This is a genomic window from Ferruginibacter sp. SUN002, from assembly GCF_050611725.1.
In the GTDB taxonomy this organism is placed as follows: Bacteria; Bacteroidota; Bacteroidia; order Chitinophagales; family Chitinophagaceae; genus Ferruginibacter.
The window spans coordinates 810,092-827,390 of record NZ_JBODJB010000001.1; the positions used below are offsets into that span (position 1 = coordinate 810,092).

A 17,299-nucleotide genomic window follows, 5' to 3' on the forward strand; every position below is an offset into this window, starting at 1 on the left:
TAGCTACCATGAAAATAATTTCCCTTTTAATATTCGTTGCAGTTTTAAATTGTACTGTTGGTAAAAGCTTTGCTCAAAACGGATTTACTGTTAAAGCAGAAGCAAAAAACAGCTACGTACAAGATTCGCTTAAGGAAGGCAAGTGGATAGAATACCTTGATAGCTTACTGAAGCCAATAGAAAAAAATAATGCCAAGTATTATAGGCTTGCTGTTTATCATCATGGAAAGGAGAACGAAATTGTAAGACTTTATTCACTCACAGATTCACTCATACTGGAAACAGCTATGTCGGACGGCGAAAAAAATGGAATTGAAAAATACTTTTACACAGTCGGTTCCCAATATATAAACGATACTGTTTCTCATTACATACAAGAAATCTCTTACCTCCATAGTAAAAGGAATGGCTTTTTCAAATTATATAAAGATGGAGTATTGTTGATGGAAGATTTATATAAACAAGACAAACGTAATGGTTTAAGTAAATCTTATTGGACTGATGGACAAATATCCAAAGAGAGTACATATAGTAATGATACATTAGACGGCTTAGAACGAGATTACTATGCCGGCGGTAGTAAGTTGCATAAAGAGCGGATGTATAAAAATGGAAAATTAAATGGTATTTCAAAGGAGTACGATCTTGATGGAATCTTAATGGAAACAATTACTTATAAGGACGATTTAGCTGATGGGATACGAACAAGATATAAGGATAACAAACTCCATATTACAGCTGAATATAAAAATGGGCTTAGAAACGGTGTCACGAAATATTATTATGAAAATGGCACTATAGGGTCAAAGACTTTTTTTAAAGATGACTTGGAAGACGGTATGTTTGAAACCTATTATAAAAATGGAAATGTTTCTACATCTGGATTTTATAAAAAAGGAGAAATTGATGGGGTGATGAAAGAATATTATGAGAACAAAAAAATTAAAAAAGAGACAGCTTACTTTCACGGGTATAAACATGGGATAGAAAAATGCTACCATCCCAACGGAAGTTTAAAATCTGTAGCAACTTTTTATCTTGACCGGAAAAATGGCATTGAGAAAATATATAATGCCAAAGGAACTTTAATTAGTTCACTAAATTATAAAAACGGTTACGAGGATAATACCAATAAACCATTACCACCAAAGCCACTTCAGCCGGGGAAAAGGGATGTGAAGGCAGGTGATTAGATTTTCTGACGAAACTATCTGATCGTCTTCACAACATTGTATATCACCTTAGGTTTACCCAAGGTATAGTAGTGTAAAACAGGTACACCAAATGCTTTCAATTCTTTCGATTGCTGAATCAACCATTCAGTCCCTATCTGTTCAACATCTTCATCTGTTTTAGCTTTCATGATTGCATTTGAAAGGTCTGTAGGAATATCTACATGAAAAACCTTTGGTAAAATGCTCAACTGTTTTTTATTAGTAATGGGTTTTAATCCCGGAATGATGGGAATTTCAATACCAATGGCCCTGCACTCTTTTACAAAATCAAAGAATTTTTGATTGTTAAAGAACATTTGTGTCATGATATAATCAGCACCGGCATCTACTTTTTCCTTTAGTCTGATGAGGTCCGTTTCAAGATTTGGTGCTTCAAAATGCTTTTCCGGATAACCGGCCGTACCAATACAAAAATCGGGCTTACCGCCGTTCTTAATATCTTCTTCTAAATAAATACCGTTCTTTAAATTCTGTACCTGTTTGATCAGGTCTATCGCATAACCATGACCGTCAGCCTCAGGCTCAAAATGTGTTTCATTTTTAGCAGCATCGCCTCTTAAAGCCAACACATTATCTATGCCCAAAAAATTTAGATCTATCAATGCGTCTTCAGTTTCTCTTTTGCTGAAACCGCCGCAAATTAAATGAGGAACAGCATCTACATTATAATGATTTTTAATAGCTGCACAGATGGCTACGGTCCCAGGACGTTTACGCACTTCTACTTTCTCAAAAGTTCCATCTCCCTTTTTCTTGAACATCGTTTCGCTGCGATGATATGTAACATTAATAAAAGAGGGCTTAAACTCCATCAACGGGTTTAAGTGATCGTAAATAGAATTAATGGTCTTACCTTTTAGAGGAGGCAGTATCTCAAAAGAAACCAATGTGTCTTTTGCCTGGGCTATATGGTCTGTTACTTTCATATTTCTTACAATGTCTGCAAAAATACGCAATAGCAGTTAAAAATTAACGATGTTTAAAGTGACGTGAACCCGAGTTAAAGTATAACATAATGTAGAATTATTGAAGTTGAGTTTACAGTAGCACAAAAGTTTGATCGGAGAACGAATCCGAAATCGGGGCGTTATCGATTTCGGACGGTTTTTTTGGTTACTTTTTTCCGCAAAAAAAGTAACACAAGATTTTTGTGTTAAAATGAAATGTTATATCATATAGACAATGAATTAACCTTTTGTTTCTTTATACTACATTTGTTCAAATATTTAAGCTTTGAATCTCACTATACGCACAAACAATCTTGTAAAATCATATGGCAGCCGTACTGTTGTAAACGGTGTTTCTTTTTCTGTACAACAGGGGGAGATTGTAGGTTTACTAGGACCGAATGGCGCCGGAAAAACAACTTCTTTCTATCAGGTGGTGGGTCTTGTTAAACCGGATGAAGGAGAGGTTTTTTTGAACGACATCAATATTACGAAGCTACCCATGTATAAAAGAGCACAAATGGGTATTGGTTATTTGCCGCAGGAAGCCAGCGTTTTCAGAAAGTTAAGTGTAGAAGATAATATTGCTGCGATATTGGAAATGACCAAGCTCTCAAAGCAGGAGCAAAAAGAATCACTTGAATCTTTATTGGATGAATTTCATTTACAAAAAGTAAGAAAGAATAATGGCGATACTTTAAGTGGTGGAGAAAGACGCAGAACTGAAATTGCCAGAGCCCTTGCCGTTAGTCCGAAATTTGTTTTACTGGATGAACCCTTTGCAGGCGTTGATCCCATTGCTGTTGAAGATATTCAGGAGATCATAGCAAAACTTAAATATAAAAACATCGGCATCCTCATAACCGATCATAATGTAAATGAAACACTCTCTATTTGCGACAGAGCGTATTTGCTAATTGATGGAAAAATTTTCCGTGATGGTACTGCAGAAGAATTGGCGGTAGATGAGCAGGTGAAAAGGCTATATCTTGGTAGAAATTTTGAATTGAAACGAAAAGATTATTTGTTGAATAACAACGAATAACCGCTTATTTACTTTTTATTAACACACCTGCACAAGTGCTTTGGCCATAATAATTACGGCTCGTTAAAACTCAATACAGTAAAGGATTTTAACATTTTTTAAAGCAAATAGGCATAAAGAAAAACAAAAAATTTTGATTGCGTTAAGGCAATAAACCGATATACCTTTGTGTTATCAAGGTAGAAAAACATACCCTAATCGAGTCTTCAAAATTTAGCTAAAACTGAAGTAGCGTTATTACAAACGCAGATCGCTTTCCTCCTGAAAAATATCATCGCATTGCAGCCCTCTTTGAAAAAAGAACAACATTGTTAATTTTTAAATTTATTAAAAATGAAAAAGACATCATATAAAACAGCATTATTATCACTTGCAATAGCAGCTGTATTCAGCACAGCGTTTACGGTAAAAGCAAGTGCAAACAACATTACTGAGCCTGTTACAATATCGTTGAACTACAGCGGTAGCGAAAACAACTCTCCTGCATTTAGCTTAAATATTTTCAATGCAGAAGAAACACAATTTTTGGTAGAAGTAATCGACCAAAACGGAGTAGTGTTATACAGTGAATATGTAAGAGGCAATACAGTTGCAAAGAAATTTGTATTAGATCTGAATGATCTTAAAAATGCGATACTAACTTTTAAAGTTACCGGAAACAAAACCGGCGAGTATGCATCATACGAGATCGACTGTAATACAAAGGCACACGAAAATTGGACAGCCAAAAAATTATAATAACATAGATCATATTTTTCACACAATGCATATCGGTACTCGATTGATATGTATTGTGTGATTCTATACACTATGTTAAGGGATTTAAAACTTTTATTTCTGCTACTGTTTTTTTAACTTGCCCCAACGAGCAATTTATTCAGTAGTTTGAAAATTTTATCTTCAACCATATCTAAGCTGGCCCGTATGCGTTTGTGGCGCATAGAAAACTGGAGTAACAACCCCGTAGCAGTACAGCGTGAAGTATTGCAACACCTGGTAACCTCTGCACAATACACCGAAATTGGAAGAAGGTACTCTTTTCACAAACTGTTTACCATTCGGGATTTTAAAAAAACGGTTCCCATTCATGAGTATGATGATATAAAGCCATACGTGCAAAGGATGATGGAAGGCGAGGATAATATTTTGTGGAATACTCCTATAAAATGGTTTGCAAAATCTTCGGGTACTACCAGCGATAAAAGTAAATTTATCCCCGTAAGCGATGAAAGCCTTAAGGATAACCACTTTCAGGCAAGTAAAGATGTGCTGAGCAATTATTATAAGAATTTTCCTTCAAGCGATCTGCTTACAGGAAAAGGTCTTGTAGTAGGCGGCAGTCATCAGATCAGTAAGGTAAGTGATGAAATCCAGTATGGCGATCTGAGTGCTATACTCATGCAAAACTCTCCTTTCTGGGGGCAATGGCTACGTACACCCGAACTAAGCGTTGCCTTATTGGATGAATGGGAAAGTAAGATCGAAAAACTGGCACAAATAACTGCTAACGAAAATGTAACTTCTCTTGCGGGTGTTCCCACATGGACCTTATTGCTCCTCAAAAGAATTCTTGAAATAAAGAATGCAAAAACCATCAAAGAAGTATGGCCAAACCTTGAGTTATACATCAACGGCGGTGTTTCATTTGTTCCTTACAAAGATCAGTTTGATAAGATCATCGGCGATAAAATAAATTATCTCGAAATATACAATGCCAGCGAGGGCTTCATTGCCGGGCAAGAAAAACCGGACGATGATGGTATGGTGCTTTTCACCGAACATGGAATTTTTTATGAGTTCATGCCCGTAGATGAATATGGAAAGAAAGATCCGCAAACCGTAGGACTTAAAGATGTTGTGATCGGGAAAAACTATGCATTGGTTATTAGTACAACCGGAGGCCTGTGGCGTTACTTAATTGGAGATACAGTGCAATTCACTTCTCTCAATCCTTATAAAATAAAAGTAACCGGTCGCCTCAAACATTATATCAATGCTTTTGGCGAAGAGTTGATCGTTGATAACAGCGATCATGCTATTGCAATAGCGGCAGAAAAAACAAAAGCGATCATCAACGATTATACAGCAGCCCCTGTTTATTTTTCGGAGAAACGAAATGGCGGCCATGAGTGGCTTGTTGAATTTGAAAAAGAACCGGATAATCATACTGCTTTTATTTATGAATTAGACATTGCTTTAAAAGAAATAAATAGCGATTACGAAGCCAAACGCTATAGGGATATTGCATTACAATTACCCATTGTGCACAGCTTACCCAAAGGAACATTTACCGAATGGTTGCGAACAAAGGGGAAAGTAGGCGGTCAGCATAAAGTACCAAGACTTAGTAATGAACGAACGATGATAGAGGAAATACTATCGTTGGTGAAAAAATAAAATGATACAATTATATCTGATTAGAATTATTTTTGCCGGAACATAAAAATTGAACGATGAAACTTCTTGAAGGAAAAACAGCCATAGTTACCGGAGCTGCCCGTGGCATTGGCGAAGCGATTGCGATCAAATTTGCAGAACATGGTGCCAATGTTGCGTTTACTTATGTAAGCGATAGCAGTGCAGAAAGGGCCAAAGCATTAGAAGCTAAACTTGTGGGTTTAGGTGTTAAAGCAAAAGGCTATCAAAGTAATGCAGGTGATTTTGCAGCCAGCGAAGCTTTTGTAAATGATGTGGTAAAAGAATTTGGTACCGTAGATATCTGTGTGAACAACGCAGGAATTTCAAGAGATAATTTATTATTAAGAATGACACCTGAGCAATGGGATGAGGTAATGCAAACCAATCTCAAAAGCGTATTTAATATGACGAAGCAGGTAATTCGTCCGATGATGAAAGCAAAGAGCGGCAGCATTATAAATATGAGTAGTGTAATTGGAGAAATGGGTAATGCCGGACAAAGCAGTTATGCTGCAAGTAAAGCCGGTGTGATAGGATTTACAAAAAGTGTAGCAAAAGAATTGGGCAGTCGTAATATTCGTTGTAATGCAATTGCCCCGGGTTTTGTAGAAACTGATATGACCAGCTATTTGAAAGATGGAGAAGGAGCTGAAAAATATAAAGCAGGCATTCCTTTAGGAAAATTTGCCAGCGCAGAAGATATTGCAAATGTTACATTGTTCTTAGCGTCTAATCTTAGTAGTTATGTAACGGGACAAACAATTAGCGCCTGCGGCGGATTAAATATTTAATTGATTTAACAATAAAGAGCTTCGGTTAACCGAACTAAAAAGCCCGACAAACAGATGTTTGCCGGGCTTTAACCTTACATAACAACACCAGGTTACTAGTGTACGGATTGAACGTTTTGTTCGTTTACTATTTGATACTTTTCTTTAAAGCCTTCCAATTGAAGATTGATATTTTTAAGCGGAGCTTTAATATCCCGAAACTCTTTTATCAATTCAAGTACATCAAAATCGATGTATGTTGTATTGCTTGCATCAATGGTTACTGAAGTATTTGCAGGCATATTATCCAATGTTTGTCTGATAGCTGCTTTATTTAAAAAAGATACCTCTTCAGATAAATGAATATTAATACTATCGCCTTGCTTGTGTTTAGCTTCGTGGAAGAAATATGAGTTTTTTAGATTACCATGCAGAATAGCACCGAATGCAGCAAAGATTCCAGCACCTACACCAATCACAAGACCCTTGCCGCTAACAGGAGGATAGATCTTAAAAAGATCTATAGCTAGAATAACGATCACTGTTACAATAAAAGGAATAAACTGATATTTGCCATTGCTGAACATTTGTTTAAAGAATGATGGCTTTGCTAATTTATAGCCTGTTAATAAAAGAATAGCTGCTAAAGCAGATAATGGTATTTTATTTAATAAAGAAGGAATAGCAATTACGCAAATCAATAATAATAGACCATGGATCACTGCAGATAATTTTGATTTAGCACCTGAGTTAACATTGGCGCTGCTTCTTACAATTACACTGGTAATTGGTAGTCCACCTATTAATCCGGCCACTGTGTTACCAAATCCCTGAGCAAACAATTCACGGTTAGTGTTGGTTACACGTCTTTCTGGATCAATATTATCTACGGCCTCAATACTCAGCAAAGTTTCAAGCGATGCAATGATTGCAATGAATACGCCGTACATGATCACTTTTCCATCAAGCAAACCGTTGAAATCAGGCAATGTAAAAAATCCGAAAAAATCACCTGCATTTTTTGCAATCGGAATTTTCACCAGATGCTCATTTTCGGCAGCCAACTTGCTGCCTGTTGCTCCCCATATCTGATTAATGATAACGGCAACTACTACTGCAACTAATGCACCCGGAATAAAGGGAAGTCTTTTTTTAATAAAGGGTTTTTCCCAAAGAATCATGATAATGATCGAAATAGCACAAATGATTGTGATACCTACTTCTATATGTTGCAAAGGTTGCAGCAGTTCATGCATATCTTCACTACCATAATCGATCAACTCTGTAACATTTCCTTTTGAGTCTTTGTCATATCCAAACGCATGTGGAATTTGTTTTGCAATAATTAAAATACCTATACTGGTAAGCATGCCTTTAATAACACTGCTAGGAATATAGTTAGCAATACCACCAAGTTTTGCAAGGCCAAGTAAAACCTGTAATATACCGGCAACCATAACAGCACATAAAAACAATTCATAATTTCCAATGGCTGTTATTGCACCAAATACAAGAGCCGCTAAACCTGCGGCAGGCCCACTCACACTTAAAGCAGAATTGCTAAGGCTACCGATAACAATACCCCCTACAATACCGGATATAATTCCACTGAAAAGAGGCGCCCCTGAAGCTAATGCTATACCAAGGCATAACGGTAAGGCTACCAAAAAAACTACCAGTCCGGATGGTAGATCACTCTTTAGGTTTTTCAAATTGATTTGCATTTATTTTCTTTTTTAAACTGTTGCCAATTTTTTATTTTCTACTTTTTGATTTGTTAGGTTTTTAAAGAAATCCACTTCTCCGTTCTCAATATTATGAACGCCGCCAACAATACCGATCTGTCCATTTGAAAACATCTCTCTTACTATTTGACTTTTCTGTAAAATTTCTTCAAGACTGTTTTCAACATTAGCATAAGCTACCTTATCCACACATTTATGTTCATCTTCTATAAGCAATGCTTTACTGATAGATGGTTTAATGCGTTTAAGCAATCCCGTTATATAACCATCTTCCACACCCATTTTCGCACTTTTAATAGCCCCACATTCGGTATGACCTAATACTACCAGAATTTTAGAACCTACATATTTTACTGCATATTCAATGCTGGCAATAATGTCATCGTTTACTATGTTTCCGGCTACTCTGATGCTGAACAGATCCCCTAGACCTTGGTCGAAAATAAGTTCTACAGATGTACGAGAATCCATGCAACTTAATATCACTGCGAAAGGGTATTGGCCTTCCCTTGTTTGATTAATTACTTCCAAGTGGTCATGATCTGTATTCAGACTATTAATGAACCTTTGGTTACCCTCAACCAGTATTTCATAGGCTTTGCTTGGGGTAAGATTTTCTAAAAATTCTTTTGAATGCTTTCTCATTGATGTATCTGTATTATACGGCAGAGGTTATCGTTAAGTGATAACATTGCCATGATGAATAAATTAAAAGTAGATATACCGGTACAAGAACTTTTACTTAAAATTCTGCGGTATGTAGAAAAATTTTGTGTTACCGATTAAGCGGCATTGGGGGGTGGAACGTGCAGTTCTCCATGATAGGCGATGTAGTTGTCTGCATTCTCTAATTTGTGGTAGTGCGATACAACCGAAAAGAAATGATGTGTAATATGGTGATCATGTAAAAATTCTTCGGCAAGATTAGTACTGCTTGGTACTTTTTCTTCAACATTATTGTTGGTACAATCTTCACTGTTGCCATCATCGCTGCTAGAAGCTTCTGTTGCCAGTACTTTTTGTTGCTTCGCAAGTTCTTGCTGAGCGGCAGCTACAAAAGGAGTGCTAACTGTTAACCATAACAAGTTAAGCATCAAAAAAATAGCTGTTGCTTTTTGAAATATGGTATATGTTGTTTTCCTTTTGGTCATTCTTAAGGCTGCAAGTTACTTCTTTGCTGCTTGTAAACCAAACCGTCTATCATTGAACAGTGAATATTCTATTGGTTTGATCTACTTTTACCACTGATGTACAATATTCTATATATCTGTTAAAAAAATTAAATCAGAAATGAATAATTATATTGCCTTCGGATACAAATTAACATGACAATAAGTTCATTAAATATTATTTTTGAGTAAAGACTGTTTCATGAAACCATACGAACTATTACTGGAGAACAACAAAAAGTGGGCCACCGGAAAGGTAAAAGGAGATCCTGATTTTTTTAAACGCTTATCTGATATACAAACTCCCGAATTTTTATGGATCGGATGTAGTGATAGCAGGGTTCCTGCTAATGAAATAACCGGCACCGATCCCGGGGAAATTTTTGTACATCGCAATGTTGCCAATCTGGTGATTTATACTGATGTAAACTTATTGAGTGTGCTGGAATTTGCAGTAGTGCATTTAAAAGTGAAACACATTATTGTTTGCGGACATTATGGCTGTGGAGGAATAAAAGCTGCCATGGGCAACAAGGATTATAATCAGGTATTGAATATGTGGTTACGTAATATTAAAGATGTTTATCGTGACAATAGGGAAGAGCTTGATGCTATTGCTGATGAAAATGAAAGAACAGATCGATTAACAGAATTAAATGTTATAGAGCAAACACAACGACTGGCAAAAACTTCTATTATTCAAAAAGCGTGGAAACAAAGAAAGGGTCCTGACCTCCACGGATGGGTGTATAGCCTTAAAGATGGTGTTATTAAACCGGTGTTGGAAATGCAACCGGGAGCTGCAATTGATCCCTTGTATGAATATGATCTGTAAAATTGAGCTTCAAACAATAACCCTCAAGGGACAAGTATGCTATATCAAATTCTTTTGCTTTTCCCTTGAGGCTCGTAACTCGAAGCTGTTTTAATCTCTTGTTTTCAATTTTTCAATTGCCTTCTTTGTAAATTCAGTCTGCACTAACTTACCGCTGATAGCGGCTCTTTCTTTCAACAATGTATCCCAATGATCAGTTCCTTTCCAAAACATTTTTTTCATTTCCGCCATTGCCTCCGGAGAAAAATGTGATAAGTTATTCGATAAACGGCGAATGGATTCATCCATATTTTCTACCGACTCATGCACTTCTGCAAATAGTCCTTTACGTTTTGCCCAGTCGCTGTTACGCCACATGGTGGCATCAATCGATAATGCACTGAATGCTGCTGTACCGATCTTTCTTTCAACAGCCGGCCCAATTACAAAAGGGCCAAAACCAATGGAGAGTTCACTCAATTTTATTTCGGCTTTATCGGTAGCAATAGCATAATCGACAGCAGCTGCAAGACCAACGCCGCCACCAACACATTTACCGTGTATTCTGCCGATGATCAGTTTCGGGCATTTACGCATGGCATTGATCAGATCAGCAAATCCATTAAAAAATGCATGACCATCACCATCAGTTTTAATGGTTGCTAATTCTTCAAAACTAGCTCCGGAGCAAAAAGCTTTTTCACCTCCGCTTTTAAGAACGATCACTTTGGTTTCTTTATGTGTGCCTGCAAAATGAATTTCTTTAGCTAGTTCCTGCAATATCTTTTTGGGTAAGGAATTGCTTTTAGGGTGAAAGAATTCAATGGTGGTAATACCCTGATGTGTTTCCGTTTGTACGTAGCCTTCCTGTATTTCCTGTATCATAAAGTATAAATATGTGTATTCAAGTTAGAAATAATTTTCTATTTATACTATTAATAATTCCTGTTTTTATCAGAATTACCGGCTTGATATGAGGAATAGGTTTAGTTCTTTTTTCTTCGAAGTAATATGGCTGAGTTGGTTTGAAGATCGGCACTGAATCTTACCTCATAAATGTCATTACCGTCGTTTACAACCAACAGGCCGGTATTTGGGGGCAGGCTTCCGAGGTTTTCTGCAAACATTACAAGTTGCAAAGAGTCGGGAGTTGATTTATCTATATAAATTGTTTTTCGTACAGCCTTTGTAGTTAGTGATACTTGTGGCATGATGATCTGTCCATTCATTAATACTGTAACAATATCGCCATCAACTTCTCCATTATCAAATAGAGATAATACCAAACTATCGCTTTTAAAAAACACTTCTTGTGTTTTGATGATCTTTCTTTTTTCCACATCCTTGGCAGGTGGTGGAGGAGTTGTTATAATGGCTGCTGATTTGGCTTTTGCTTCTTCAGCTGCAGCAATCAACTTTTCTTCTTTACGCTTTTTTTCTTCGGCCTCTTTTGCCTCTTGTTTTGCCTTCTTTTCAGCAGCAGCTGTAATTTGTTTTTCTTCTTTGATTCTCTTTTCTTCAGCTTCCTTTGCTTCTTTTTCTGCCTTTTTTTCAGCAGCCGCAATTGCTTTTTCTTCTTTAATTCTTTTTTCTTCGGCTTCTTTATCAGCTTTCTTTTTTGCTTCTGCCATTAGTTTCTCTTCTTTAACTCTCTTCTCTTCGGCCTCTTTCTCTTGTTTCTTTTTTGCGGCAATAGCAGCTTCGTTTGAAGTTTCTTTCGGAGCCTTAGGTGTAAACGATAATTTATCGTCAACTTTTAGATCTTCCAACTTTTTAAATATTTCAAAATTTTTATAATTGCTTGCTTTATGTAATTCAATTTTGCCTGAGAGTGGCGAAAACTTTTTAGTTCTGTTGGAATGCCATTCTCCTTTGAGTGTCATCGTTGTATCCATCACTTCAACAGTTAAAATACTTACTTTGTGAATGCCTTTAGGTGGGGCTTCGCTGTAGTTATGATAAACCAGATCATCGTCCGTTATGGTAAAAACATTTTCTTTTCTTTTTATTTTCAGATCTCTCATACCTACTTCAGGCTTGCCATCAATATCATACACTGTATAAGAGTAACCCGAAAGTTTTCCGTTATCGTCACTGATAACCATTTGGTAGGTGTAAAACTTTTGTGTTGAGTCATTGTATATGGTCCCGTTCCATACGCCAGCAACGTCTTGTGCAAATATTTGCAATGGGAAAGCCAATAAAAATAACAACAGGGTTTTTACTCCAAATTTTTTCATATTGTATAGGTCGATGAAATTAATAGACGCTAAATTACACACATTTATTATGCCATTTGTGCGATAAAAATAAAAAAGCTGCTATTTTCAAGCAGCTTTAACTTTTATTATAAGATAAAATATTATCCGTTCATTGAGGTTAGGAACTCAATATTATCCTTTGTTCCTTTCATGTTCTTCAACAAAGTATTAATAGCTTCTTCTGTATTCATGTCGGCCATATGCTTACGCAATACCCACATACGTTGGAAGGTATCTTTATCAAGCAACAGATCATCTCTACGTGTTGACGAAGCAACAATATCAATTGCAGGATAGATACGACGATTAGACAATTTTCTATCTAATTGTAATTCCATGTTACCGGTACCTTTAAATTCTTCAAAGATTACTTCGTCCATTTTACTACCGGTGTCAACTAACGCAGTTGCAATGATAGTAAGCGATCCGCCGTTTTCAATTTTACGTGCGGCACCAAAAAATTGTTTTGGTTTTTGCATTGCATTTGCTTCCACACCACCCGATAAAACTTTACCGCTTGATGGAGCAACTGTATTGTGTGCTCTTGCCAAACGAGTAATGCTATCTAATAAAATAACCACATCATGTCCGCATTCTACCAAACGTTTTGCTTTCTGTAAAGCGATTGTTGAAACCTTAACATGTTTTTCTGCAGGTTCATCAAACGTACTGGCAATAACTTCTGCCTTTACGCTACGTTCCATATCAGTAACCTCTTCCGGTCTTTCATCAACCAGTACGATCATTAAATAACATTCAGGATGATTTTCTGCGATCGCATTTGCCAACTCTTTGAGCAACATGGTTTTACCTGTTTTAGGCTGTGCCACTATCAATCCACGCTGACCTTTACCGATTGGCGTAAACAGATCCATGATTCTTGTGCTGTAATTATTCGCTTGTGTAGATAAATTCAATTTTTCGAAAGGGAATAACGGTGTCAGATAATCGAAAGGAACACGGTCCCTAACTTCATCCGGACTTTTGCCGTTGATGGTTTCTACTTTTAATAAAGCAAAATATTTTTCGCCTTCTTTCGGCGGACGAACACTTCCATAAACAGTATCACCCGTTTTTAATCCGAATAATTTTATTTGAGATGGGGATACATAAATATCATCAGGAGAAGACAAATAATTATAATCACTGCTTCTTAAAAAACCATAACCATCGGGCATCATTTCTAAAACACCTTCGCCTAAAATAATGCCGTCAAATTCTATATTGAAAACCTGAGGGTCTCTTCTTTGTTGATTTTGTTTTGGTGTGTATTGACGACCATTATCGTCTGTAGGAATTGCTTCCGGTTGTTGTATATCTTCTTCCTGCAAAAGCGATGCAATAGCAGGTGGAACAGTACTTTGCTCATTGGTGATGGGCTGAAGTTCTTCTTCAAAATCTTCGTCTTTCTTTACTGCTTTTTTAGCAGGTTCCGGTTTCCTTGCCGCTTTTTGTTCGGGTTTGGCTTTTTCTTGCATTACCTCTGCATCCTCTGTGCTGTTGGATGTTGTGGCTTTAATAATGCGTTTACGTTTTGGCTTATCGCCTTCTTCGTTTTTAATGGCTGCGTTCATAATAGCTTGTTTATCAAGAATCTTGTACACAAGATCTTGTTTGTCTAGTTTTTTAAAGTTTGGAATTTTAAGTTGCTCCGCTATGTCAAGCAACTCGGGAACGACCATATCGTTCAGTTGTAAAATATCGTACATAAAAGGTTGAAAATAATTTCTTCAAAAATCCGCTCTTAAAATCTGAAAAATGTATGAGAATTATATGTTGATGGAATGTGACTATCTGATGCAGTAAGTGAAATTGGATACTCTTAACCAGCCTTATTCCAAAGCAATATTACGATGTTTTTCAATAAATGCAAATTTTTTTATTTAACGGGCTTTTGAACCCTGACTGAACAGCAGAGGCCGAGTTTACCCTGAGGTAACGAAGGACTCCTTTCATCTTTAGAACTACCATTGGGCCTTTATCGAAATGTATGGGTCTGTTTACACTACTGCATTTTTTAATGGTTCCTTACTTTCAAATGCTTTTATATTGGCCAGTGTTGTTTGTGCAATTTGGTTCAACGCTTCTTCTGTAAAAAATCCCTGATGAGCCGTAATTAAAACGTTTGGAAAACTTAGTAGTCTCATGATCAGGTCATCCTGAATGATATTTTCCGATAAATCGTTGAAGAACAGGGTTTCTTCCTGTTCATAAACATCCAAACCAAGATAGCCGATCTTTCCTGTTTTAAGCGCTTTGATAGCATCAGAAGTTTCTACCAATGCACCACGACTGGTATTGATGAGCATTACACCATCCTTCATCATAGCTATGGTGTCTTTATTGATCATATGTTTGGTTTGTTCGGTAAGCGGACAATGCAATGAAATGATATCGGCTTGTTGTACAACATCTATCAATGGTAAATAAGAAACGCCTTTTTCTTCCAGTTGTTTATTGGCAATAAGATCGAATGCAATTACATCGCAACCAAATCCTAACATGATCTCACAAAATGCGCTGCCGATCTTTCCTGTACCGATGACACCAACGGTTTTGCCATAAAGATCAAAGCCCGTTAATCTATCCAAAGAAAAATTAGATTCTCTAACTCTGTTATAGGCTTTATGTGTTTTTCTGTTCAGTGTCAACATTAATGCCACGGCGTGCTCTGCTACTGCATGCGGCGAATAAGCCGGTACTCTTACAACACTGATATTATTGGCTTTTGCTGCATTCAGATCTACATTATTAAAACCTGCACACCTCAAAGCAATTAATTGTACTCCTGCATTTTTTAATCCGGTGATGACAGTTGCATTTAATTTATCGTTTACAAAAACACAAACAGCACTGCACCCCGAAACAAGGTTTACGGTTTGTTCAGTTAATGCTGCTTCGTAATAATGAATTTCATTCGATTTATTAAAGCGGTCGAAAAATTCCTTATCGTACAGTTTAGCGGAAAAGAAAGCGATTTTCATAGTATAAAGATAACTCTAATATTAGACCGATTGCGATTCTATTAACAACCATACAATTATAAAGAAACTTACTTTTGTAATCTTCTTCAACAATATTGTTATCTATTGAGACCAATTAAACTGCTTTATCAAAGCATCATACAAATTGTAAGGGTAAAACTTACCAGAGTACAGTATATTATGCTGATTGCAACACTTACAGGTCTTGTGTCGGGACTTGTAGCTGTCTTGCTTAAAACCTTAGTACATTATTTAAAAAAATGGATCGAGGAAATGCCGGGGAATCATTTTTCGTACTTATTGTTTCCTACAATTGGTTTAGTAGTTACCGTTTTTATTATTCGTCGTTTTTTTGGCGAACAAATAGAAAAAGGTATTGGTATGGTGCTTAAAGCCATTGCAGGAAAATCGTCTTTTATTCCTTTAAAACATACATATGCACATGTAATTACGAGTTCATTTACAGTTGGTCTTGGAGGATCGGGAGGTTTGGAGGCCCCAATTGTAGCAACAGGCTCAGCCGTTGGTTCAAATTTGGCTCGTATCAGTGATCTGAATTATCAGGAAAGAACTTTGTTGATTGCCTGTGGTGCAGCAGCTGGAATTGCGGCGGTTTTTAATGCGCCGATAGCAGGAGTGATTTTTGCTATTGAGCTTTTACTAACGGAAACGATTGTAAGTTATTTTATTCCCCTGATTATTTCTTCTGTTGTAGGTGCATTATGTTCTAAAATAATTTTGCAGGAATCCATTCTTTTCAATTTTGTTTTAAAACAAAACTTCGATTATAAGAATGTGCCTTTCTATATTCTACTTGGAATTTTTGCAGGATTTATTTCATTGTATTACGCAAAAGTTTTTAAAGCCACAGAACATAAAATTCATGGATGGAAAATAAATGCATATCTAAAAACGATCATCGGCGGTTTATTGTTGATGAGCTTTTATTTTGTTTTACCACCTTTGTTTGGTGAAGGCTATGATAGCATAAAATCGGTTGCAAATGGCTCTTTTACTTCTTTTACAGATAATACAATGTTGCTTTCCGGGCTCGGGAATAATTGGGGTATTCTTGCATTTACAGCGTTGATAATTTTAGCGAAACCAATTGCAACAGCTATTACCATTGGCAGCGGTGGTAATACCGGAAACTTTGCACCATCTTTGTTTACAGGATCTTATCTCGGATTTCTTTTTTCTAAATTAGTTAACCTCACTCCATGGATTAAAATACCTACTAGTAATTTTAGTCTTGTTGGTATGGCGGGGGTATTAAGTGGAGTGATGTATTGTCCCTTGACTGCGATCTTTCTTATTGCAGAAATTACGAATGGGTATGAATTATTTATTCCGTTGATGATCGTTTCTTCTATTTCTTTTTTTATTGCAAAGTCGTATAATCATTTTTCAATGGAGATAAAACAACTGGCTTTAGAGGGGCAGATATTCACAGATAAAAAGGAAAAGAATATTCTTACGTCTATTAAATTGGATAGTATGTTACAAGACACTTACGAAACAATTGCTATTGACAAACAATTAAAAGACCTGATAGAAATTATTAAACGCAGTGAGAAAAATATTTTTGCCGTAACAGATAATAAAGGAAGATTTGCCGGTATCGTCGAATTAAATGATATCAAACAAAAAATATTTCAGCCAGAAGAATTTGGTAAACTATCTGTGAAATCGATTATGAAAAAACCTTCTGCAATTTTAACGATAGATCAGGATATGCATACAGTGATGGAAAATTTCGATACTACACAAAGTTGGTATTTACCCGTATTGGATAATGAAAGAAGATTTCTTGGATTTATTTCTAAAACAAAGCTCTTTACCAAATACAGAGAGATCCTTTCTTCTCAGGGGGATATATATGAAGAGTCGTAAAATATTCAGCTAAGCACA

The 17,299-nt window shown here is 36.4% G+C and carries 15 protein-coding genes; 7 read left to right on the forward strand and 8 right to left on the reverse strand.

The features are described 5' to 3' along the window. Nucleotides 1-8 precede the first annotated feature (8 nt). A complete protein-coding gene (locus ACQ33O_RS03570) occupies nt 9-1,193 on the forward strand; it encodes a toxin-antitoxin system YwqK family antitoxin (protein ID WP_430994186.1) in 1,185 nt (394 codons plus the stop codon). Between the two features lie 14 nt (nt 1,194-1,207). Here the strand turns inward: ACQ33O_RS03570 and metF are convergent, their stop codons facing one another. After that, on the reverse strand, nt 1,208-2,161 hold the full coding sequence (gene metF / locus ACQ33O_RS03575) for a methylenetetrahydrofolate reductase [NAD(P)H] (RefSeq protein ID WP_430994187.1): 954 nt from the start codon (nt 2,159-2,161) through the stop codon (nt 1,208-1,210). Nucleotides 2,162-2,468: 307 nt separating this feature from the next. On the opposite strand from metF, the gene lptB reads away from it, so the two are divergent. From lptB to fabG, 4 genes are all read left to right on the forward strand, one after another. Then, nucleotides 2,469-3,227: an LPS export ABC transporter ATP-binding protein gene (gene lptB / locus ACQ33O_RS03580; RefSeq protein WP_430994188.1), complete on the forward strand. Its 759-nt coding sequence runs from the start codon at nt 2,469-2,471 to the stop codon at nt 3,225-3,227. Nucleotides 3,228-3,560: 333 nt separating this feature from the next. Further along, entirely contained in the window at nt 3,561-3,965 is a 405-nt protein-coding gene (locus ACQ33O_RS03585; RefSeq protein ID WP_430994189.1) for a hypothetical protein, read from the forward strand. Between the two features lie 147 nt (nt 3,966-4,112). Next, a complete protein-coding gene (locus ACQ33O_RS03590; protein WP_430994190.1) occupies nt 4,113-5,624 on the forward strand; it encodes a GH3 auxin-responsive promoter family protein in 1,512 nt (503 codons plus the stop codon). 56 nt (nt 5,625-5,680) lie between these two features. Further along, nucleotides 5,681-6,436 carry a 3-oxoacyl-[acyl-carrier-protein] reductase gene (gene fabG / locus ACQ33O_RS03595; RefSeq protein WP_430994191.1) on the forward strand — a complete coding sequence of 252 codons (756 nt, stop codon included), beginning with the start codon at nt 5,681-5,683 and terminating at the stop codon, nt 6,434-6,436. A 95-nt stretch (nt 6,437-6,531) separates the two neighbouring features. Here the strand turns inward: fabG and ACQ33O_RS03600 are convergent, their stop codons facing one another. From ACQ33O_RS03600 to ACQ33O_RS03610, 3 genes are all read right to left on the reverse strand, one after another. Beyond that, the gene (locus ACQ33O_RS03600) at nt 6,532-8,139 is read right to left on the reverse strand and encodes a SulP family inorganic anion transporter (RefSeq protein ID WP_430994192.1); all 1,608 of its coding nucleotides are present in this window, start codon (nt 8,137-8,139) and stop codon (nt 6,532-6,534) included. A 12-nt stretch (nt 8,140-8,151) separates the two neighbouring features. After that, complete coding sequence (locus ACQ33O_RS03605; RefSeq protein WP_430994193.1) at nt 8,152-8,805, reverse strand: carbonic anhydrase; 654 nt, start codon at nt 8,803-8,805, stop codon at nt 8,152-8,154. Between the two features lie 137 nt (nt 8,806-8,942). After that, complete coding sequence (locus ACQ33O_RS03610) at nt 8,943-9,311, reverse strand: hypothetical protein (RefSeq protein WP_430994194.1); 369 nt, start codon at nt 9,309-9,311, stop codon at nt 8,943-8,945. A gap of 202 nt (nt 9,312-9,513) precedes the next feature. On the opposite strand from ACQ33O_RS03610, the gene ACQ33O_RS03615 reads away from it, so the two are divergent. Beyond that, entirely contained in the window at nt 9,514-10,164 is a 651-nt protein-coding gene (locus ACQ33O_RS03615) for a carbonic anhydrase (protein ID WP_430994195.1), read from the forward strand. Between the two features lie 90 nt (nt 10,165-10,254). Here ACQ33O_RS03615 and ACQ33O_RS03620 read toward each other — a convergent pair whose 3' ends face one another. The 4 genes from ACQ33O_RS03620 to ACQ33O_RS03635 all read right to left on the reverse strand — a co-directional run bounded on the left by ACQ33O_RS03620 (nt 10,255) and on the right by ACQ33O_RS03635 (nt 15,388). Next, the gene (locus ACQ33O_RS03620) at nt 10,255-11,028 is read right to left on the reverse strand and encodes an enoyl-CoA hydratase/isomerase family protein (RefSeq protein WP_430994196.1); all 774 of its coding nucleotides are present in this window, start codon (nt 11,026-11,028) and stop codon (nt 10,255-10,257) included. 101 nt (nt 11,029-11,129) lie between these two features. Further along, complete coding sequence (locus ACQ33O_RS03625) at nt 11,130-12,383, reverse strand: hypothetical protein (RefSeq protein WP_430994197.1); 1,254 nt, start codon at nt 12,381-12,383, stop codon at nt 11,130-11,132. A 122-nt stretch (nt 12,384-12,505) separates the two neighbouring features. Then, nucleotides 12,506-14,113: a transcription termination factor Rho gene (gene rho, locus ACQ33O_RS03630; RefSeq protein WP_430994198.1), complete on the reverse strand. Its 1,608-nt coding sequence runs from the start codon at nt 14,111-14,113 to the stop codon at nt 12,506-12,508. A 291-nt stretch (nt 14,114-14,404) separates the two neighbouring features. Further along, nucleotides 14,405-15,388 (reverse strand): 2-hydroxyacid dehydrogenase, encoded by a 984-nt coding sequence (locus ACQ33O_RS03635; protein WP_430994199.1) that lies wholly within the window; start codon nt 15,386-15,388, stop codon nt 14,405-14,407. Between the two features lie 105 nt (nt 15,389-15,493). Here ACQ33O_RS03635 and ACQ33O_RS03640 point away from each other — a divergent pair, with 105 nt between their 5' ends. Beyond that, a complete protein-coding gene (locus tag ACQ33O_RS03640) occupies nt 15,494-17,281 on the forward strand; it encodes a chloride channel protein (protein ID WP_430994200.1) in 1,788 nt (595 codons plus the stop codon). Nucleotides 17,282-17,299 lie beyond the last annotated feature (18 nt).